Origin of the sequence: Chryseobacterium sp. HR92, assembly GCF_045689405.1 — a bacterium.
GTDB lineage: Bacteria > Bacteroidota > Bacteroidia > Flavobacteriales > Weeksellaceae > Chryseobacterium > Chryseobacterium viscerum_A.
Genome location: NZ_CP139139.1, coordinates 1 through 19,522, shown reverse-complemented (window position 1 = coordinate 19,522; position 19,522 = coordinate 1). Strand labels below are relative to the sequence as shown.

Sequence of the window (19,522 nt, the reverse complement as noted above, 5' to 3'; positions counted from 1 at the left end):
TGTGAATCTATTTGTGAAATTTGTGTTTAAAAAACTATTTAATTTCAAAATAAAAGCCCTGTTCTTCAAGCTCTTTATATTTCTCTTTATTGAATGTAAAAAGCTTACCAGGCCTGCCGCTGCCTTCTTTTTTAACATTATTGGTTTCATTAAGCAGTCCGTAACTCATGATTTTCTTACGGAAATTTCTCCTGTCTATTTCCTGACCTACAATTGTTTTATAAAGATTTTCAAGGTCTGAGAAGGGAAATTCTTCATTGAGAAGATTGAAGCCGATTGGTTGATATTGAATTTTTGTGCGAAGTCTTTTTAAAGCAGTCTCAATAATTGTTTTGTGGTCAAAAGCCACTGAAGGAAGTTTATTAATACTGAACCATTGTGCATCTTCTGCATCAGAATCTGCAAACAGTTCATGATAAGATGGGTTCACAAGCCCCAGATAAGCTATAGAAACCACTCTGTTCCTCGGATCCCGGCCCAGATTACCAAATGTGTAGAGTTGCTCCAGAAAATCAGGCTTTATGCCTGCTTCTTCATAAAGTTCCCGTTTTACCGCATCATCTACGCTTTCCTCATCAAGAACAAGCCCTCCCGGAAGCGCCCAGCCTCCTTTAAAAGGTTCGATATTTCTTTTAATAAGAAGGATCTGAAGATCTTTTTTATCAAAATATCCGAAAATGACGGCATCTACAGCCACTTTTATATCCTGTATTTTTTTTGGAGACTCCATAAATTAATTTGCGTTATGAATACACAAAGTTACAATTTATGCCCAAATTAAAAAATAATTTCGTTTATAATAAAAGTTTTATCTTTAAGTTATCATTCTAACCATCTTAAAACTAAATTATTATGAAAAATGTATTAACAATTCTTTTTATTGTTTTTTTATTAACAGCATGTGAGAAAGGAAAAACAACTGCAGCCAATACTGCTGACAAAGCCGATTCTGCTTCGACTTCTGAATGGAAACCTGTAGATTCCGCAACAGCCATGAAAGACTGGATGGCATACTCAACTCCGGGAGAAATGCAAAAAATGCTGGCCAAATCTGACGGAACCTGGACAGGAGAAACTACCATGTGGATGGAAAACGGAGCAAAACCTATGATGAGTAAATCTGAAGCTACCAATAAAATGATGTTTGGCGGACGTTATCAGATCACAAATCACAAAGGTGACTTTATGGGAATGCCATTTGAGGGTATGAGCATTGTAGGATATGACAACGCAAAGAAGAAGTTTGTCAGTACTTGGATAGACAATATGGGAACCGGAATCATGCATAGCGAAGGAGATTGGAATGCTTCCACAAAATCAGTTGAATTTAAAGGAAAAATGACTGATCCTTCAAGACCTGGAAAAGATTGTGACTTCAGAGAAGTATTCACCTTTGTAGATGACAATAATCAAAAGCTGGAAATGTACGGCCCTGATTCCAAAACAGGGAAAGAGTACAAAACAATGGAAATAAAGTATACCCGTAAAAAATAAACAAAAAAACCGCTTCTGATGAAGCGGTTTTTATTTTATAATGAATTAATCATTCAGTTTTAATACAGCCATGAACGCTGATTGTGGTACTTCTACTCTACCAATCTGCTTCATTTTCTTCTTACCTTCTTTCTGCTTTTCCAATAGCTTACGCTTTCTGGAGATATCCCCACCATAACATTTTGCAGTAACGTCTTTTCTTAAGGCCTTAATAGTTTCTCTTGCGATTACTTTAGTCCCTAATGCAGCCTGAACAGCAATATCAAACTGTTGTCTCGGAATCAGCTCACGAAGCTTTTCACACATTCTTTTACCGATATAATAAGCATTAGAATCGTGAATCAATGAAGATAGTGCATCTACCATATCACCATTGATCAGGATATCCATTTTTACAAGCTTGGAAGCTCTGAATCCGATTGGGTGATAATCGAATGAAGCATATCCCTTAGAGATTGATTTTAATCTGTCATAGAAGTCGAATACAACTTCAGCAAGCGGCATATTGAAAATCAATTCCACTCTTTCTGATGTTAAATAACTCTGGTTAACGATTTCTCCTCTTTTTTCGATACATAAGGTCATTACTGCTCCTACGAAATCGGATTTTGTAATGATTGAAGCCTTGATGAAAGGTTCTTCTACTCTATCCATTGTTGAAGGATCCATCATTTCAGACGGATTGTTGATCAGAATCGGAACTTCAGGTTCTTTTTTAGTATATCCAAAATATGAAACGTTCGGTACTGTTGTGATTACGTTCATATTAAACTCTCTGTCAAGACGTTCCTGAACGATTTCCATGTGAAGCATTCCTAAGAATCCGCAACGGAAACCAAAACCAAGAGCAGCAGAACTTTCCGGTTCAAAAACCAAAGAAGCATCATTAAGTCTTAATTTTTCAAGGGAGAACCTAAGCTCCTCAAAATCCTCAGAATCAATTGGATAAATCCCGGCAAATACCATTGGCTTTACTTCCTCGAATCCATCGATAGGGCCTTCAGCTGGTTTTTCAAAAGAAGTGATGGTATCTCCTACTTTTACCTCACGGGCATCTTTAATTCCGGAAACCAGGTACCCTACATCTCCACACTGAATGGTTTTCTTCGGAACCTGTTTCAATTTCAATGTTCCTACTTCATCAGCTCCATATTCTTTTCCGGTTGCGAAGAACTTAATCTTTTCGTTCTTAGTAATGCTTCCGTTCACCACTTTGAAATAGGCTTCAATACCTCTGAACGGGTTGTATACAGAGTCAAAAATCAGGGCCTGAAGCGGTCCGTCAGGATTTCCTATCGGTGCAGGAATTCTTTCTACGATCTGCTCCAAAAGATGATGAACACCTTCTCCTGTTTTTCCTGAAACTCTCAATACATCTTCATATTCACATCCGATAAGATTCATAATCTCATCTGTTACTTCTTCAGGATTTGCAGACGGAAGGTCAATTTTATTTAGAATCGGAATGATTGTCAAATCATTTTCCAATGCCAGATACAGGTTACTGATGGTTTGTGCCTGAATACTCTGTGCAGCATCTACGATAAGAAGTGCTCCTTCACAGGCAGCAATAGAACGGGATACTTCATAAGAAAAGTCAACGTGTCCCGGTGTATCAATAAGGTTTAAAATATATTTTTCTCCTTTATACTCATAATCCATTTGGATGGCGTGTGACTTGATTGTAATCCCACGTTCTTTCTCCAAATCCATATCATCAAGCGTCTGAGACTGTAATTCTCTTTGGGTCACGGTATTCGTATACTCCAATAGACGGTCTGCCAGGGTACTTTTACCGTGGTCGATATGAGCGATTATGCAAAAATTTCGTATGTTTTTCATTTAAGAATCTTGTAATTTGCAAAGATAAGAAAATGCAAGAGAATTTTTCATTCTTAATTCTTTCTTTTAACTGAAACACAGATAACAATAAGAAGAGAAGTTAAATTTTTCTCTTTTTTTCAATATTATTTTGCTTTCCCAAAGTCATCCGGCAACAAATAATTTCCTGTAAAAGGATCAAGATAAACTTTAGGGCCCAAAGTATTCTTCTTTTTATTCGACCCGCTGATATCAATAACTGCTCCAATAACACCACCAACCAGACCACCTGCAGCAACACCAATTGTAACACTACTTGCAGTTGTTTCAGGAAATAATTCTGCTTTTGTTACTTCAATAAAAATGCCGTTCTCATCTTTAAAAATCTCAGTATAACCAACAGGAATATTTTTATATGCTATCCCTTTATGCACAAAAGCATAAAAATGTCTTATTCCCGTTTTCTCATCTCCTTTTACTGCCTTTGTAACAACTCCTTTATCATTAGCTTGTAAAGCAAATCCGGGTTCAGGATTATGAGTAAAAAAACTATAATAATCTTTGTACACGCCATCTTTCAATTCGTTTGCTTTTAGGATATTAAGTTTTTCTTTTAATACAGAGGCATAGTTAGGAAGATCATTTTCTGAAATACTAAATTCCCAAGGTTCTCCTTTATAAGATTCTTTAAACAGGTCAGTAAGAATTAAAGTCGTTTTTCTTGCCAGACTTTGTGCCAGATATGGTGTTGTACGGGATGAAACAATTGCTACCGTATCTTTTCTGTCAATAAAATGATATCCGTCTTCTTTTTTAAGGAATGTACTCGCTCTTAATTCAAGCTTTCCTATAGAGTACTTTTCTTTTTTGTCTTCTGAAATATTCAACCTTTCCAGCAAAAGAACCATGTCATTACTTCCTCTTACCGGATTGTATTTATAAAACCAGTCTTCTATGTCTTTAGCGGCATTATTTTCGAAAACAACTTTCACCTCGTCCTTATGATACATAACTGTACCAACTTCCTGGCTGGCTCTCTGATCTATCACCATAAGGCTTTTAACAAAGTTTTTGTTGTCTTTAATAGATTTTGAAAGATCAATCGTTTCTATTTTCTGTCCAAATAATACTATCGAAAATAATAAAAAGAAAAGCGTTTTTTTCATAAGTGATACTTTCCGGTAAAAGTAATTTTTTTGTTGTAAAATTAAACGGCTCTCACAGAAAGATCTGTAAGAGCCGTCCAACATTAAAAAAATAAACTATTATGGGTTTTGTTTAGGTCCCGAAGCATTATTGTTTCCGTGAGGTTTTCTTTCATCCATTTTATCTTTCATCATTTTCTCAGATTGAAACAGCTTCAGAACTTTTTGGCAGGGAATTACCTGCTGCATTTTTTCTGCATATTTTTTTCTGTTATCCAATAACTTTTGTCCTACTTCAAAGCTTTGCTGCAATTTTGCTTTTGCTTCTTCATCCGTTAAAGTTTCAGGATCAAAACTTGAATTAAACTGACTTTTTATTTGTTTCTGGCTGTCCAGATATTCGTTATACAGTTGTGTAAATTCTGCTTTATCACCTGGATCAACATTCAGATTATCCATGATCATATTGTTCCTGAATTTCTTAAGGAGCTCTTTTCTCTCTTCCGGAGAAAGATTATTGATGACTTCCTTTCTTTGCTTAGGATCCATCTTTTTCCAGTCGTAATCAGTTCTTTGGGCATTTAATCCAAAGCCATAAATAATCAAAAACGTCAATAATATCTTTTTCATTTTCTTTTAATTATAAATATCCAAATAAACGTCCTGAGTCGAATTACTTGCTAACTCTGCAATTTCAGAATTAGAAAACGAGTCCAGATATTCATTCATTTGTGTTTCTTCTTTTTTCTTTACGGTTTTCACCTGTTTTGGTGCCTCAATTGTTTTTTCAGTTTCGTTTACACTTTTATAAGCATAACTATCATTATTCTTTTGATTTTCAACTGTTTGATCATTATTTTCAACAGAAGTTAAATCAGATTTTAAAGTTTCATAAGCGAGCTCACCTTCAGTTTTGGGTTCTTTGGTATTGGCTGCATATGCTGTTTCAGAATTCAATTCTTTTTGAACAGAATCATTATCCGAATTGAAAACATAAGTTGCTCCAAAAATCAAAGCCAGTGATGCCGCTGCGGCATACATCCAGTTCAGCTTAAAGACAGGTGCTTTTTTACTTGTCTTTATATCATTCATAACGTTCTCCTGAATATTTTTAAACATATTATCAGGAACTGTGTAAATGTTCTTACGCTCTAATTTTTCTATGTCGAACTCTTTCATCTTTGTTGGGGTCAAAAATTATCTTTCGTAATTTTCTTTAATATAATCTTCTATCTTCTGTTTGGCATAATGATAATTTGTTTTCAGAGTTCCTACTGACATATCTACAATTTTTGATATTTCTTCGTAGGGCAAATCATCATAATACCGCATCATAAATACCAGTTTCTGCTTCTCGGGCAGGCTTTGTATAGCGCTCTGCAGCAAAATCTGTATTTCTTCGGCATCTCCTTCTGTATTGTCGGCCACAAGATTCTGCATGTGATACTCAGGATCTTCATCAGTTTTCTGCATCTTCTTCATTTTGTTCACCTGCTGTAATGCTTCGTTGGTTGCAATTCTGTACAACCAGGTATACAGCTGGCTATCATTTTTGAACTGATGAAAATTTTGATAAGCTTTAATAAAAGTTTCCTGCAAAGTATCCTGTGCAAGATCTCCGTCCACAATAATTCTTCTTATGTGCCAGTACAATCTGCTTTGATAGGCATCCATCAAGGCCCGGACACCTTTATCCTGGGTCCGTGGATTCTGCATCAACGAAATAATTTCCGCGTCCTTAATCTTCATAAGATGCCTTCATTGTTTTGGATTACAAAAATAGCTGAAAGTTAAATTAAAAACTCAATTTTCAATTTAAATATTAAAAATAATATGAGACACTTACGCAATAAACGTGCCTATATTGAAGTACTGAATTTCTGAAATCATCTTCCTTTCCCGGCTCGGCTTAAAATCTTATATTTGTTATATGCAAATTGTAATCATTGGTTCCGGAAATGTTGCCTATCATATGGCAAAAGCTTTTACTTTGAAAAGCATTCCCCTGGCCCAGATTTTTGGCAGGAACGAAAAAGAATTAAGTAAGATTTCAGAAGAATTAAACATTCCTTATTCCACAGATCATCTGGAGGAGGCAGATCTTTATATCATCTGTGTAAGTGATAATTCTGTAGAAGAAGTTTCAAAGATCATTGTTAAAAAAGATTGTTTGGTTGCCCATACATCAGGATCGCTTCCAAAAGAAGCCTTAACTGGTGAGTACAGGAAAGCCAGCTTCTATCCTTTACAGACCTTTTCAAAATCAAAAGAGCTGGAATATGAAAAAATTCCATTTTTCGTAGAAGCAGAAAATGAAGGAGATCAAAAAATATTGCTTGACCTCGCTTCACAGATTTCAGAAAAAGTAATGGAAAGCAGCCACGAAAAAAGAAAATATATTCATTTAACAGCTGTTTTTGCCTGTAATTTTGTGAATCATCTTTTTTCAAGGGCTAAAGAAATTTCGGATTCTCAGGAGATTCCGTTTGATTATTTTTTACCGCTGATTGATGAAACGGTTCAGAAAATTTATGAAATTGAACCTAAACAGGCACAGACCGGACCTGCAGTGAGAAATGACGTAAGAATTTTACAGCTGCATGAAGAGTTATTAAAAGACGAAAGTCTTGAAATTTATAAAACAATGAATCATTCTATTCAGAAAATGTATGAGTTATAAAGAGAAATTAAAAGATATTAAGGCATTTGTATTTGATGTTGACGGAGTTTTCACAGACGGAAGTGTTTATCTGCTTCCCGGAGGAAATATGTGCAGGGTAATGAATGTTCTGGACGGATATGCAGTAGTAAAGGCATTAAAAAATAACTATTTGATTGGAGTGATTACCGGTGGAAATGATGAAATGGTAAAACACAGAATCAATTATCTGGGTATCCATGATTACTACCCTAAATCCCACAACAAAATAGAGGATTTTGAAGATTTTAAGAAGAAACATAACCTTAAAAATGAAGAAATCCTGACGATGGGTGATGATCTTCCGGATATTCATATCATGGAAAGTTCAGCTATTGCGGCATGCCCTGAAAATGCAGTTCCTGAGGTAAAAGGAATCTCCGATTATATTTCTCCGAAAAAAGGAGGAGCCGGAGCAGTACGCGATGTGATTGAACAGGTAATGAAGGTGCAGGGAAACTGGCATGATGATAATACTCAATCTGTATAATTATCGGTATGAAATTACTTTTAGCATCTCAATCACCAAGAAGAAAAGAACTTCTTTCAAGCCTTGGTTTTGAATTTGAAGTCGTAAAAATTGACTGTGAAGAAATTCTTCCTGCACATATAAAAATTGAAGAAGCCGCAGCTTACCTGTCTGATTTAAAAGCTGATGCTTTCAGACCTCTGGAGGTAGATGAAGTCCTACTGACTGCTGATACTGTAGTAGCTATTGACAATCAGATTCTTGGAAAGCCCAAAGATGAAGCTGACGCCTTTATGATGCTTCAAAGCCTTTCAGGAAGAACCCATCAGGTTTACACAGGAATTACTATCAAAACGGCAGATAAATCTATTACCGAAACCGATGTTGCCGATGTTACTCTTGATAAGCTCTCTGATAAAGAAATAAACTATTATATTCAAAACTATAAGCCTTTCGATAAAGCGGGCAGCTATGGTATTCAGGAATGGCTTGGAATGGCAAAGATCACAAGCCTTACAGGAAGTTTTTATACCATTATGGGACTTCCTACCCACCTTGTTTACAAAATATTGAAAGAAACCTCTCTGATTTAAGAAATTATTGAAGTTTCGAATATCAGTTAAAGAAGAAATAAAATATTTCCACAAGAAATATAAATATTATTCATTATAAAATTTTATTATTTTTACAAAATCATCAAACTGCTGATAATAAAAAGCAGATTAGCAAGTTATAATTGAATAATGAAAAAGAATATATTATTCCTTTTAGTGATATGCCTTGTTGCTTCCTGTGCTACCAAGACAAAAAAGCCGGAGCAGCGATCAAAGCTATTGAAAGGATTTTCCACATATTATAATACTCTTTTTAATGCGAAAGATGCATTAAACAGTGAGTTTACAACCAGAGATAAAGGACATAAAGATAATTTTTATGCCCCTTATATTCCTATTCTTACCTATGAAGAACAGCCTTTAGGAAGTGATCTTGGACAATCGGAGGCTTTTGCCGAAAACTCCATGAAAATGGCTGAAGTAGCCAACAAACCTTCAGGAAGAGGAAATTCCGGAGTACCGAATATCCCTGGTGGGCCACAAGGAAATGCCCCCGCAAGACCTGACGGAGAACAAGGTAAAGGAGCTACCACCCTTGAAATTGCAGAAGCAAAAGCTTTAAAAGCAATTAATAAATATTCTGTCACCAGAAACGGTGAAGAGAAAAATAAACAGATTTTTGATGCCTATATGATTCTTGCCCAGGCGAGAATTTATAGAGGTAAATCCCTGGAAGCGCTGGATGCTCTTAATTATGTGTTCACCCACATGAAAGACGATAAAAGAATTGCACTGGCAAGAATTTATCAGGGTCTTGCCTATGATCAAATCAAAGATTATCACAGAGCTCATGAAACTTTTGCTAAACTGAAAGGAGAAGACATTAATAAAAGCTATGCAAAACTGCTGAGCATCTATTATTCTGAATCTCTGTTGGATGCAGGTAAAAAGGAAGAGGCAGCCAAAGAACTTGATGAAGCTTTTGAACTGAACAGCAACAGAAAACTAAAGAGCAGAATTGCTTATCTGAGAGGTCAGGTTTTAGAAAATCTGAACCAGAATGACAAAGCAAGAGAAAGCTATACCGCAGCATATAAATATGCCAATGATTTTGAGTTTGAAGTAAAATCTCAGATTGCCATTGCTAAAACTTTTAATGGTAAAGGTGACTATGCCGGAGCCAAAAATTATCTGGAAGGAATCAGTAAGAAAGGTACTTACGGTTCCAGAAAAAATGAATTTTATTATGCTTTAGGTTTAATGGCCAACAAAGCGGGAAAAAAAGATGAAGCCCAACAATTCTTCAGAAAATCTCTTTTTGAAAAGGTTTCTGACCCTCAGATCCGTGGATTGGCTTATTACGAAATAGGTAAAAGCTATCTTGACAAGAATGATTACATTGGAGCCGGAAGCTATTATGACTCTGCGCTTGCAGTAATGACATATGAGCCCTCAAAAATCCTTTTAAAAGACCAGTCTGCCTACATCAAAAAGATTTCAAAGAATTATTATCTGATCAAAAAGAATGACAGTATTCTTTCACTGGCCAAGATGGATGAGGGCCAGAAAACAGACTATTTCACCAAATATATAGCCAAATTAAAGATTAAAGAGGAAAAAGAGGAACAGGAAAGAAGACGCGCAGAAAGGAGCAAAGGATTTGATACCGGAGACTACAGCGCTAATTCTATTTTTGCAAATAGCTCCAATGCTTTTGAGGATTTCGGGGTGACTACCAAAGGATTTTACTTCGGAAACACCGGAACTGTAAGTAAAGGAACATCTACCTTTAAACAAGTCTGGGGAGATCGTGCTCTTGCTGATAACTGGCGTTTTTCCAAGAAAATGGCTTCCATTGAAGATATGAAAAATGAAGCCCTGGGAGTAACTTCAGCACCTAATCCTAGACGTTTTGAGCCCTCTTACTATATTGAGCAGATCCCTACAGATCAAGGCAAATTGTCTCAGTTGAAAAAGGACAGAGATACCGCTTCATTAGGTCTGGGAATTATGTATCAGAACTATTTTACCAACACTCCCCTGGCTACAAAAACGCTGTATGATCTTGTAGATGTAAAACCGGAAGAAAAGGTAATGCTGCAGGCATTGTATGAGATTTTTGCCATGAATTATGAGAAAAATCCACAGGCTTCTGAAAGGGCAAAGCAGATTCTCTTAGCAGATTATCCCTACACTTCTTATGCTGAATTTGCCAGAAATCCTAAAAACAAATCTTTCGTAAAATCAACAGAAGAAGTTGAAAATGAATATAAAAAGGCATATGCCTTATTTGAATCAGAAAAATTTGCAGAAAGTAAGGAGGTTATAGATCAGACTCTTCAAAAATTTCCGAAGGATGCACTGGTCCCTAAATTATACCTGCTTAATGCATTCAATGCTGGGAAATCCAGTGGAAAGGAAGTCATGATTCTGCAGCTTGAACAGATTGCACTGAATTATTCTAAAACTCCTGAAGGGATAAGAGCCAAAGAAATGCTGGTTTATCTGAAAAGTGATCTCAGCTTCCAGGCAACGGATAATAAAGGAAATGCTGTTCCGCAACAACCCGGAGGAACACCTGCACAGCCTAATGCCCAGAATACCGGCGTTCCGCAAATGAACAATGGAAAAGTACAAAAGCTGGAAAATATAAGTACACAAACCCTGAATATGGATCCTGCTCCACAGCAGGGAAATCCTTCCCAGCAGCAGCAAAAAAATAAGAAAACAACAGAAACCACCAAACCAGCGTCAAAGGCACCGCCAAGACCTCAATAAAATAAAAAAGCGAAGATGTATCTTCGCTTTTTTTATGCAGTTGTTTAAAACAATCTACGAGTTCTTTTTCTTTACTCCATGGAAATCTTTGAGGTAGAAAGGCTCAAAATAAGCCATATCTTCAAATTCTTTATTTTCTATTTTTTCCAATGTCTTTCTGATAAGATATTGTGCGGAAGGATAAACACTCTCGTTAAAAACGGCATCAGGAAGATTCAGAATCTCTTTTGCCTTCTTAGCCCCATCTCCTACAAACAATACTTTTTTATCTCTGAATTCTTCAAAAGAAGTTTCGTCCAGAATCTTGGCTTCGGTTTCAGATAGTTCTTTCCCTGTACTACCGTCATAAACGGCCGTATAGGCCTCCATTCTCCTCGCGTCAATCAAAGGTACTATCAAGTCGTAGTTATCGTCTAAAAAAGGCTCTATCATGCTTTCAAGAGAATTCACAGCAATCAGAGGAACTTTAAGGCCATAGCAGAACCCCTTCGCAGAAGCTGCACCAATCCTTAACCCTGTATAAGATCCGGGGCCTTTTCCCAAAGAAACAGCTTCGATATCTTTAAGAGCAATACCAGCTCCTTCCAACGCCCATTCTACATAGGTATGAAGGCTTTCAGACTGTTTATAATTTTCGGAAACTTCTTCACACACGCACAGTAGTTTTTCATTGTCTGATACCGCTACCGAACAGTTTTTGGATGATGTTTCCAGATATAGAATTTTCATTTTCTTGTTTTAAGCTAAACAGCGATCTTGCTTTTCGCAACATTGCTTTAATATTCTGCAAATTTAGCCATTATTTTGACTATTTTCTATAAATCGTTCTCGGTTCTGCCTGAGCACTCGGGTAGATTGTCATATCTGAAACGGTAACATGTTTCGGAGCATTCACACAATAAGCAATAGCGTCAGCAATATCTTCTGCTTTCAGGGCATCATACCCTGCATATACCGTTGAAGCTTTCTCGCTGTCACCCTTAAATCTCACCAAAGAGAAATCAGTCTCTACAGCTCCCGGCTGAATATTGGTTACTTTGATTCCAAATTCGGTAAGCTCCAGTCTCATTCCTTCTGAAATAACGTCTACTGCTTTTTTCGTTGCACAGTACACTACCCCATTTGCGTAAGTCTGTCTTGCTGCCACAGAACTGATGTTTACTATATGACCTAAATTTTTAGTTTTCATAATCGGGATGATCATTTTAGAAACGTAGAGCAGTCCCTTCACATTTCCGTCAATCATAGAATCCCAGTCATCGGTCTTACCAGCTGAAAGAGGATCTAATCCATGAGCGTTTCCGGCATTATTGATCAGAACATCAATCTCTTTCCAGTTTTCAGGAAGCGAATTAATAGCGGCTTCCACTTCTTCAAGATTCCTTACATCAAACAATAAACTAAACATTTCGGTATATTGAGAAAGCTCTGATTTTACAGTTTCCAATACTTCCCTTCTTCTTCCGCAGATAATGATTCTGTTTCCTTGTTTTGCAAGAAGCTCTGCAGTGGCTTTACCTATACCGGAAGTAGCTCCGGTGATTAATACTGTCTTCATAAAAATTGTTTATTAACGGTATGAATGGAATACTTTCCAGGAGTATGATATTGTTCCTTCATACATTGTTTTTGATTTATTAATTGGCATCCAATGCATGAAAAGCATCGGCTATGTGGTCAATCTTTAAGTTTTTGTTTTCATCAGGAAGAACGGAGATAATATCAAATCTGACTTCGCTATCTTTATTGAATTCTTCGAGATAATGATTGGCTGCAGAAACAATTGATTTTATTTTTGTTTTGGTTACAGCTTCCTGAGGGAGCATAAAGGCATCAGTAGATCTTGCCTTCACTTCCACTATGATAATCAAATTATCTTTTTCAGCAATAATATCTATTTCATTTTTCTGAAAACGAAAGTTTCTGACAAGGATTTTGTAGCCATTTTTTTTCAAATGTTCAACTGCTAAATCTTCTGCTAAGATACCGAAGTCATTGTGATCTGCCATAATATATTTTGTATTTTTGCCTTACTTTTTCAAACCTATGAAATTTAATTTACTTTTTTGTTTTACCTTATTAGCATGTTCAATCAGCTGCTCTTCATCTGATGATATCGATGAAGCTCAAACCAATAATAATCCGAAAAACATAATGTTTATTGGCGGAACCAATGAATATTATGCTATTAATTCTCAGAATGGACAATTAAAATGGGCGTTTTCAGTTCCTAATGGCCGTTTTGAATATAGTACTGCTTTTTATAATAATAACGTATTATATGTTGGTTGTACAGACAGTTACCTGTATGCATTGGATGCTGGTAATGGAAATTTATTATGGAAGTTTAAAGCGCATGAAGCAATAGAATCAAGTGTTTATGTTTCTAATAATACTGTTTTCTTTGGAAGTGATGACGATGATTTCTATGCACTAAATGCGGCAACCGGGGAATTAAAATGGAAATATTCTACCGGCTTTAATGTGAGTTCAAGTCCAGTAGTATCCGGGGAAATTGTGTATTTTGCCAGTGATGATGGCTATATTTATGCCCTAGATCAGAATAATGGAGTTCTCAAATGGAAATATTATGCAGGTGGCCTTTTTAATTCTTCTTCTTCTTCCATAGTGCAGAATAACCTTTATATCGGAAATAGAAATGGTAATATTTACAATATTAACAAATCTACAGGTGAACTGAACTGGAAAAAACAACTTGGAGGCTCTATTGAGCGTTCTTCACCAACAATTTCAGATGGGTACTTATATACAACTGATGAAAATTCTTTATATAAAATAGATGCTTTAACAGGAAATATTGTTTGGCAATCTTATAATTCGGGTAACTATTCCAGCAGCCCATTTGTTAATGAAAATTACATTTCTGTAAATTCCAGTTCAGGAAATATTACTGTTATAGATAAACAGACAGGAAATACAAAGTGGCAGAAAACAATTTACTCCAATAGTGCAGAGGCTGTCTCTACAGATGGTACAGTTTTTATTGGCGGTGGTGGTTCAAACTATGTATATGCTTTTTCCGAAAACGATGGCACAGAAAAGTGGAGATTTCCAATCAAGTCAATCACCACTTCAGCTCCAGTAATTATTAATAAAGACGGGAAATTAGTTTATCCAAGTAAGTCCGGAGGTAGAGATTAAAACTCTACCTTTACTTTATTATCAACTTTTACCTTAATTTCACTTCCAATAATCAATGGACGGTTATCTTTAATATGCCCATTCGGGAAAGCAAATACTACAGGGAATTTATATTTTGAAATTCTGTCAGAGATCAGTTTATAGGCAAACTCATCAAAGCTTTCTTCATAGCTTTTATTTTCTTTTTCGTCACCCATATTGGTCATCCCACCAACGATAAGTCCTTTGATCTTACTGAAAACTCCTGCAAGCTCAAGACTCATGATCATACGGTCCAGTGCATAGAAGTTTTCCCCGATATCTTCAATAAACAAAATTTTGTCTTTAAAGTCAAAAGAATATCTGGTCCCTAAAAGAGCGTAGATAAGGGCTAAATTCCCTCCAATCAGTTCTCCTTTAATATTCCCTTCCTTATTGAATTGATGCGGTTCAAGGCTGTATTTTGGGGTTTTCCCCTTTAAAATATCGAAGATCAGATCATAGCTGTCATTAGTAACGCCGAAACTTGATGTTTTGATGGTCTGCCCATGAATGGATACAAACCCTTTTTTCAACAGATAGCTTTGTATAACCGTGTTATCAGAATACCCGATATACCATTTCGGATTTTCTGTAAAACCTTTCATTTTCAGGTGCTGAATCAGGTGCTGGCATCCATAACCTCCTCTGGAAGCCCATATTGCCTTGATTTCTGTATCATTTAAAGCCCAGTTGATATCTTTTATTCTTTCCTGTTCTGTTCCGGCATAATTGTATCCGTTTGAAAATCTGGTGTAAAGGTGTTCTCCGAGAACGGGTTCAAAACCTCTGCTTTTAATCATTTCTATTCCCTTTTCCATTTGAGAGGCATCTACGGCTCCTGCAGGAGAAATAACAGCTATTTTGTCGCCTTTTTTAAGGGACTTTGGAAAGATTATTTTTTTCATTTTGTTTTTTGATATTTTACTTCTTTCTTTTCTGCTTCTTCCAACTGTCTTTCAAACTGATTGAACTTTTTGAAACTCTGCAGGAAGATAAAGAAACTGAAAATAATAAGAATACAGCCAACAACTCTTCTGATTTGGTTGGCCAGTTTTTGTGTTAATTTATCGTGAAATTGCTTCGCAAGAAATATCTTGGCAAGATCTATTGAAAGGTAAGTGGCCAGTACGATCCCTATGTATAAAATAAAACTGCTGGTGTCCGGATATTGATTTCTTACGGAAATTACCGTTACCAGCCAGAAAAGGATGACTCCAACATTTAAAAGATTAAAGAAAAAACCATTGAAAAATGTCTTAATATAATTTTGGCCAATGATCTTTTCTTCGCCGGGCAAATGCATCTTGGTTTTGGTAACCAGCATCACGACTCCGTAAATAAAAATAAGAATGGAAGTGATCCTGTAGAAGCCAGGATGCTTATCAATTAAAGCTACGATATCTGTACTGGCATAATATGCCGCTACGATACATAATAAATCTGCTGTGATAACTCCAAGATCCAATGATAAGGCATGTTTTGGGCCTCTGGAAAAGCTGGTTTCAATTAACAGGAAGAATATAGGTCCTATAAAAACCAAGCTCAGCATGAATCCTAATATGATCGCCGATAGTACAAGTTCTAGCATTTAATGTGTTTTAAAATGAAAAAAATTCATTTCGTTTTATACAAAGTTATACTTTATGATTTAATTATTCAATAAAGTTGTGATATATCAAGTAGATTTTAAGGAGAGTTTAATGTAAAGTTTTTAAGAAAATAGGAGAGGAGAGTATATTCAAAAGTTTTTGCTTAAAAAAATAAAAGGCTGAATGTTCATTAACATTTCAGCCTTTCTATAATTTTATCTGCAGTCTTATTTTAAGACATATTTTTTACTTCACAATCTGGAAATCAAGCTGCTTCTGGATCAGGTTGGCTTTTACCACTTTGATCTGAACTTCATCTCCCAACTGATACTTGTTTCCGTGTCTTATTCCGTATACCGCATGGGTTTTTGCATCATACATGTATGAGTCATCTACAAGGTCTCTCAATTTGATCAATCCTTCAGCACCGTTTTCAGGAATTTCAACCCAGAAACCGAATTCTGCTACTCCGGAAATCACTCCTTTGAAAGTTTCCCCCAAGTGTTTTTCCATGAATTTCACCTGCATAAATTTGATAGAGTCTCTTTCTGCATCTGCTGCCAGTCTTTCCATCGCACTGCAGTGTTTTGCTTTGTCTTCAAGTTCACCTCTGTTTGGAGATTTTCCTCCATCCAGATAATGCTGAAGAAGACGGTGTGCAAGTAAATCCGGGTAACGGCGGATAGGAGAGGTAAAGTGACTGTAATACTCAAAACCAAGACCATAGTGGCCAATCGGTTCTGTAGAATATACTGCCTTGCTCATACTTCTCATCGCAAGAGTTTCAATCATATTCTCTTCGCCTTTTCCTTTTACATCGTGAAGAAGCTTATTCAAAGATTCTGCAACCTTTTTGGTATTGGCAAGATTCATTTTATACCCGAAAGTAGCCACAAAATCTCTTAAAGATTCCAGTTTTGCCGGATCCGGATCATCGTGAACCCTGTAAATAAATGTATTGTTGGTGATTTCACCTTTTCTACTTAGAGATACATATTCAGATACTTTTTTATTGGCCAAAAGCATGAATTCTTCGATCAGGTGATTGGAATCCTTACTAATTTTAAAGTACACTCCAATCGGTTCATTATTTTCATCCAGATTGAATCTTACTTCACTTCTGTCAAAAGTAATAGCTCCTCTTCGTATACGTTCATGACGCATAATCTTTGCCAGCCTGTCAAGCGTATTGATCTCTTCCGCCAGATCTCCCTGGCCGCTTTCTATACGTTCCTGAGCTTCCTCATAAGTAAATCTTCTGTCTGAATGAATCACTGTTCTTCCAAACCACTGTTTCTGAATTTCAGCCTCTTCATTCAGTTCAAAAACTGCTGAAAAAGTATATTTATCTTCGTTGGGACGAAGGGAACAAACATCATTACTCAAAACTTCCGGCAGCATCGGAACAACTCTGTCAACAAGATATACCGAAGTAGCTCTCTTATACGCTTCATCATCAAGAATAGTTCCCGGAACCACATAATGAGATACATCAGCAATGTGAACTCCGATTTCCCAGTTTCCGTTTTCCAGTTTTCTTATGGATAGTGCATCATCAAAATCCTTAGCATCTTTAGGGTCAATCGTAAATGTACAGATATTACGCATATCCCAACGTTTTGCAGCTTCTTCGTCCGTAATACTTCTGTCTATTTTATCTGCATCTGCTTCCACTTCTGATGGAAACTCGTAAGGCAGACCATATTCTGCAAGGATAGAGTGGATTTCCGTTTCATGTTCTCCCGGAGCACCCAGCACCTGGATAATTTCTCCTTCAGGATTTTTATCTCCCGGTCTCCATTCTGTCATTTTTACGATTACTTTATCTCCATCTTCAGCATTGTTGAATTTTCCTTTTGGAATAAAGATATCTGTATTGATTGATTTTTTATCACAAACAACAAACCCAAATTCTTTATGAGCTACCTTCTGAAATGTTCCTACAAATTCAGTTCTGGTACGCTCCAAAACTTCCAGAACAGAGCCTTCAAGTTTCTTTCCTTTATAATGATAAGTTATAATAAGAACCTTATCTCCCTGCAGGGCATCCTTCACATTTTTGGCGTGAACGAACACATCATCTTCCAATCCTTCCACACTTACGTAAGCATTTCCGCTTTGGTTGAAGTCAATAGTTCCGGTAAGCGTTCCTGCAATTTTGAGGTTCACTATATATTTTCCTTTTTCTACTTCTTTGATCTTTTCGGATCCCTGAAGTTTATGCAGAGCCTGAATGACAAGTTCTCTTTGTCTTGGATTTTTGTAATCTATCCCATCAGCAATCTGCTTATAATTATAAATTTTGGATGAATTCGCATTCATAAAACGGAGGATCAGTCTTCCGATCTCCATCATTTTTAAATCATTTTTATGACTTATATATTTTCTTTTTTTTGGCATTTTAATTTTCTTTTAATTAATTTGGTCTTAGTTCAAATAAAACCTTTTTCTAAATCTTTCCCCATTCATTCCTTTATATAAGGTTATTCAATTTCATCATTAGATTCTTTCCGTACATCATCAGAAATTATCTTTCAGTTTACTTAGAACGGGAGCTTTAGTTTTGTATAAATTTAATACAATTCTGGAGAAGAAAAGAGAAAAACCTTCTATTAAATATGTTTCAAATATAAGAAAGGCTTTAGAGAATAATAGAGTGTAATTTCTATTGGACACTGCAAATGTACGAATAAAAAATAAATAAGGCTTGTAAATCATATTACAAGCCTTAGTATATTTAGCAAACTGCAATTTTATCAACTCTGTTCTGGTGTCTTCCACCTTCAAAGTCTGTTGAAAGAAATCTGTCTACAATCTCAATCGCCAACTCCTTTGATATAAATCTTGCAGGCATTGAAATCATATTGGCATCATTATGCTGTCTTGCCAGTGTTGCAATCTCCGGCATCCAGCACAATGCACATCTTATTTTCTGGTGTTTGTTCGCAGTGATCTGAACTCCGTTTCCGCTTCCACAGATCAGAATTCCGAGCTCATTTTCTCCGTTTTCAACAGAGGTTGCAGCAGGGTGTACAAAGTCTGGATAATCCACACTGTTTGTGGAAAACGTTCCAAAATCCTGAACTTCAAAACGTTCTGAAAGGTAGTTCTTAACAATCTCCTTATATTCATAGCCTGCATGGTCCGCTGCGATAGCAATTTTTCTTTTCATAATACTCTTATTAAGCTTTATTAGATTCTATTTCCATACAAAGGTAAGAATAATAACAATTCGTGTTAGTAAACCCTGAGTTAATTGTTAAGAGGTATGTTAATAACTGTGGAAAACTTTTATCAACTTTCTATTTTTAAAGACCAATTTATTTCGTAATGGAAAATCTTTCCGTAAATTTTTACCACAACTTTCCAGATCTTTTCTCAAGCTATCCCCAGATTTTTCCATAATAAAATAACTAATAATTGGCTCTTATCAAAGTTACCAACATTTGTTAATAAGTATGTGAAATAGCGGGTTTACAAGGATTTATATTGTGAGTTAAATATGAATTGAATAAAAGTTGAGTGTTACCAACTTTTAGCCTAAAACTTATCCCCGAAACTAACAACACTCAACAACAACTACATTATTCTTTTTTTTTAAAGAGAAAAAATTGTTGATTAATGGGTGATTGGGTTCGGGGAAAGTTTTTGAAAACTTTTATTTTAATCAATCTGTTGAAAAAGTTTAAAACCTTACATTTGTGAAACGAAAATTCAATGAGATTTATGAAATTGTCTTTGCAGGATTTATGGAAAAGCAAACCGGGATCTGGGCACAGGAGTTTCATTTG

General features: G+C 35.9%; 19 protein-coding genes. 6 read left to right on the top strand and 13 right to left on the bottom strand.

Going from position 1 to position 19,522, the window contains the following annotated elements; all coding sequences use genetic code 11:
- Window positions 1-34: 34 nt before the first annotated feature.
- Window positions 35-712, bottom strand: a complete 678-nt coding sequence (locus SFA27_RS00095) for an NrtR DNA-binding winged helix domain-containing protein (protein WP_407298191.1) — start codon at window positions 710-712, stop codon at window positions 35-37.
- 140 nt (window positions 713-852) lie between these two features.
- On the opposite strand from SFA27_RS00095, the gene SFA27_RS00090 reads away from it, so the two are divergent.
- Window positions 853-1,494 carry a DUF1579 domain-containing protein gene (locus tag SFA27_RS00090; RefSeq protein ID WP_407295294.1) on the top strand — a complete coding sequence of 214 codons (642 nt, stop codon included), beginning with the start codon at window positions 853-855 and terminating at the stop codon, window positions 1,492-1,494.
- 45 nt (window positions 1,495-1,539) lie between these two features.
- Here SFA27_RS00090 and lepA read toward each other — a convergent pair whose 3' ends face one another.
- The 5 genes from lepA to SFA27_RS00065 form a co-directional block, all read right to left on the bottom strand.
- Complete coding sequence (gene lepA / locus SFA27_RS00085) at window positions 1,540-3,336, bottom strand: translation elongation factor 4 (protein WP_047377939.1); 1,797 nt, start codon at window positions 3,334-3,336, stop codon at window positions 1,540-1,542.
- 125 nt (window positions 3,337-3,461) lie between these two features.
- The gene (locus SFA27_RS00080; protein ID WP_407295285.1) at window positions 3,462-4,481 is read right to left on the bottom strand and encodes a hypothetical protein; all 1,020 of its coding nucleotides are present in this window, start codon (window positions 4,479-4,481) and stop codon (window positions 3,462-3,464) included.
- 99 nt (window positions 4,482-4,580) lie between these two features.
- On the bottom strand, window positions 4,581-5,090 hold the full coding sequence (locus tag SFA27_RS00075) for a hypothetical protein (RefSeq protein ID WP_047377937.1): 510 nt from the start codon (window positions 5,088-5,090) through the stop codon (window positions 4,581-4,583).
- A gap of 6 nt (window positions 5,091-5,096) precedes the next feature.
- Window positions 5,097-5,639 carry a hypothetical protein gene (locus SFA27_RS00070; RefSeq protein ID WP_407295282.1) on the bottom strand — a complete coding sequence of 181 codons (543 nt, stop codon included), beginning with the start codon at window positions 5,637-5,639 and terminating at the stop codon, window positions 5,097-5,099.
- An 18-nt stretch (window positions 5,640-5,657) separates the two neighbouring features.
- Complete coding sequence (locus SFA27_RS00065) at window positions 5,658-6,209, bottom strand: RNA polymerase sigma factor (RefSeq protein WP_047377935.1); 552 nt, start codon at window positions 6,207-6,209, stop codon at window positions 5,658-5,660.
- A gap of 181 nt (window positions 6,210-6,390) precedes the next feature.
- On the opposite strand from SFA27_RS00065, the gene SFA27_RS00060 reads away from it, so the two are divergent.
- The 4 genes from SFA27_RS00060 to SFA27_RS00045 all read left to right on the top strand — a co-directional run bounded on the left by SFA27_RS00060 (window position 6,391) and on the right by SFA27_RS00045 (window position 10,959).
- A complete protein-coding gene (locus tag SFA27_RS00060) occupies window positions 6,391-7,140 on the top strand; it encodes a Rossmann-like and DUF2520 domain-containing protein (protein ID WP_407295279.1) in 750 nt (249 codons plus the stop codon).
- On the top strand, window positions 7,130-7,648 hold the full coding sequence (locus SFA27_RS00055) for a KdsC family phosphatase (RefSeq protein ID WP_407295276.1): 519 nt from the start codon (window positions 7,130-7,132) through the stop codon (window positions 7,646-7,648). Before SFA27_RS00060 ends, SFA27_RS00055 begins: the two co-directional genes overlap by 11 nt.
- Window positions 7,649-7,656: 8 nt before the next feature.
- Window positions 7,657-8,220 carry a Maf family nucleotide pyrophosphatase gene (locus SFA27_RS00050; protein WP_407295273.1) on the top strand — a complete coding sequence of 188 codons (564 nt, stop codon included), beginning with the start codon at window positions 7,657-7,659 and terminating at the stop codon, window positions 8,218-8,220.
- A gap of 150 nt (window positions 8,221-8,370) precedes the next feature.
- A complete protein-coding gene (locus SFA27_RS00045; RefSeq protein ID WP_407295270.1) occupies window positions 8,371-10,959 on the top strand; it encodes a tetratricopeptide repeat protein in 2,589 nt (862 codons plus the stop codon).
- A gap of 54 nt (window positions 10,960-11,013) precedes the next feature.
- Here the strand turns inward: SFA27_RS00045 and tsaB are convergent, their stop codons facing one another.
- From tsaB to SFA27_RS00030, 3 genes are all read right to left on the bottom strand, one after another.
- On the bottom strand, window positions 11,014-11,688 hold the full coding sequence (gene tsaB / locus SFA27_RS00040) for a tRNA (adenosine(37)-N6)-threonylcarbamoyltransferase complex dimerization subunit type 1 TsaB (protein WP_407295268.1): 675 nt from the start codon (window positions 11,686-11,688) through the stop codon (window positions 11,014-11,016).
- A gap of 79 nt (window positions 11,689-11,767) precedes the next feature.
- Window positions 11,768-12,517 (bottom strand): SDR family NAD(P)-dependent oxidoreductase, encoded by a 750-nt coding sequence (locus tag SFA27_RS00035; RefSeq protein ID WP_407295265.1) that lies wholly within the window; start codon window positions 12,515-12,517, stop codon window positions 11,768-11,770.
- A gap of 79 nt (window positions 12,518-12,596) precedes the next feature.
- Window positions 12,597-12,968 (bottom strand): YraN family protein, encoded by a 372-nt coding sequence (locus SFA27_RS00030; RefSeq protein ID WP_047377928.1) that lies wholly within the window; start codon window positions 12,966-12,968, stop codon window positions 12,597-12,599.
- Between the two features lie 37 nt (window positions 12,969-13,005).
- On the opposite strand from SFA27_RS00030, the gene SFA27_RS00025 reads away from it, so the two are divergent.
- On the top strand, window positions 13,006-14,121 hold the full coding sequence (locus SFA27_RS00025; RefSeq protein ID WP_407295261.1) for a PQQ-binding-like beta-propeller repeat protein: 1,116 nt from the start codon (window positions 13,006-13,008) through the stop codon (window positions 14,119-14,121).
- On the opposite strand, the gene SFA27_RS00020 is transcribed toward SFA27_RS00025, so the two are convergent.
- The 4 genes from SFA27_RS00020 to rpiB form a co-directional block, all read right to left on the bottom strand.
- The gene (locus SFA27_RS00020) at window positions 14,118-15,047 is read right to left on the bottom strand and encodes an LD-carboxypeptidase (RefSeq protein WP_407295259.1); all 930 of its coding nucleotides are present in this window, start codon (window positions 15,045-15,047) and stop codon (window positions 14,118-14,120) included. The two genes, SFA27_RS00025 and SFA27_RS00020, sit on opposite strands and share 4 nt — an antisense overlap.
- A complete protein-coding gene (locus tag SFA27_RS00015; protein ID WP_047377926.1) occupies window positions 15,044-15,730 on the bottom strand; it encodes a LysE family translocator in 687 nt (228 codons plus the stop codon). Before SFA27_RS00015 ends, SFA27_RS00020 begins: the two co-directional genes overlap by 4 nt.
- 247 nt (window positions 15,731-15,977) lie before the next feature.
- Window positions 15,978-18,131, bottom strand: coding sequence for a ribonuclease R (gene rnr / locus SFA27_RS00010; RefSeq protein ID WP_047377924.1), 2,154 nt, complete (start codon window positions 18,129-18,131; stop codon window positions 15,978-15,980).
- A gap of 337 nt (window positions 18,132-18,468) precedes the next feature.
- Complete coding sequence (gene rpiB / locus SFA27_RS00005; protein WP_047377923.1) at window positions 18,469-18,903, bottom strand: ribose 5-phosphate isomerase B; 435 nt, start codon at window positions 18,901-18,903, stop codon at window positions 18,469-18,471.
- Between the last annotated feature and the right edge of the window lie 619 nt (window positions 18,904-19,522).

Excerpts from the sequence above, each read along its gene's own strand:
- SFA27_RS00090 (WP_407295294.1), top strand. The coding sequence starts at position 853 with ATGAAAAATGTATTAACAATTCTTTTTATTGTTTTTTTATTAACAGCA.
- lepA (WP_047377939.1), bottom strand. The coding sequence starts at position 3,336 with ATGAAAAACATACGAAATTTTTGCATAATCGCTCATATCGACCACGGT.
- SFA27_RS00080 (WP_407295285.1), bottom strand. The coding sequence starts at position 4,481 with ATGAAAAAAACGCTTTTCTTTTTATTATTTTCGATAGTATTATTTGGA.
- SFA27_RS00075 (WP_047377937.1), bottom strand. The coding sequence starts at position 5,090 with ATGAAAAAGATATTATTGACGTTTTTGATTATTTATGGCTTTGGATTA.
- SFA27_RS00070 (WP_407295282.1), bottom strand. The coding sequence starts at position 5,639 with ATGAAAGAGTTCGACATAGAAAAATTAGAGCGTAAGAACATTTACACA.
- SFA27_RS00065 (WP_047377935.1), bottom strand. The coding sequence starts at position 6,209 with ATGAAGATTAAGGACGCGGAAATTATTTCGTTGATGCAGAATCCACGG.
- SFA27_RS00060 (WP_407295279.1), top strand. The coding sequence starts at position 6,391 with ATGCAAATTGTAATCATTGGTTCCGGAAATGTTGCCTATCATATGGCA.
- SFA27_RS00055 (WP_407295276.1), top strand. The coding sequence starts at position 7,130 with ATGAGTTATAAAGAGAAATTAAAAGATATTAAGGCATTTGTATTTGAT.
- SFA27_RS00050 (WP_407295273.1), top strand. The coding sequence starts at position 7,657 with ATGAAATTACTTTTAGCATCTCAATCACCAAGAAGAAAAGAACTTCTT.
- SFA27_RS00045 (WP_407295270.1), top strand. The coding sequence starts at position 8,371 with ATGAAAAAGAATATATTATTCCTTTTAGTGATATGCCTTGTTGCTTCC.
- tsaB (WP_407295268.1), bottom strand. The coding sequence starts at position 11,688 with ATGAAAATTCTATATCTGGAAACATCATCCAAAAACTGTTCGGTAGCG.
- SFA27_RS00035 (WP_407295265.1), bottom strand. The coding sequence starts at position 12,517 with ATGAAGACAGTATTAATCACCGGAGCTACTTCCGGTATAGGTAAAGCC.
- SFA27_RS00030 (WP_047377928.1), bottom strand. The coding sequence starts at position 12,968 with ATGGCAGATCACAATGACTTCGGTATCTTAGCAGAAGATTTAGCAGTT.
- SFA27_RS00025 (WP_407295261.1), top strand. The coding sequence starts at position 13,006 with ATGAAATTTAATTTACTTTTTTGTTTTACCTTATTAGCATGTTCAATC.
- SFA27_RS00020 (WP_407295259.1), bottom strand. The coding sequence starts at position 15,047 with ATGAAAAAAATAATCTTTCCAAAGTCCCTTAAAAAAGGCGACAAAATA.
- SFA27_RS00015 (WP_047377926.1), bottom strand. The coding sequence starts at position 15,730 with ATGCTAGAACTTGTACTATCGGCGATCATATTAGGATTCATGCTGAGC.
- rnr (WP_047377924.1), bottom strand. The coding sequence starts at position 18,131 with ATGCCAAAAAAAAGAAAATATATAAGTCATAAAAATGATTTAAAAATG.
- rpiB (WP_047377923.1), bottom strand. The coding sequence starts at position 18,903 with ATGAAAAGAAAAATTGCTATCGCAGCGGACCATGCAGGCTATGAATAT.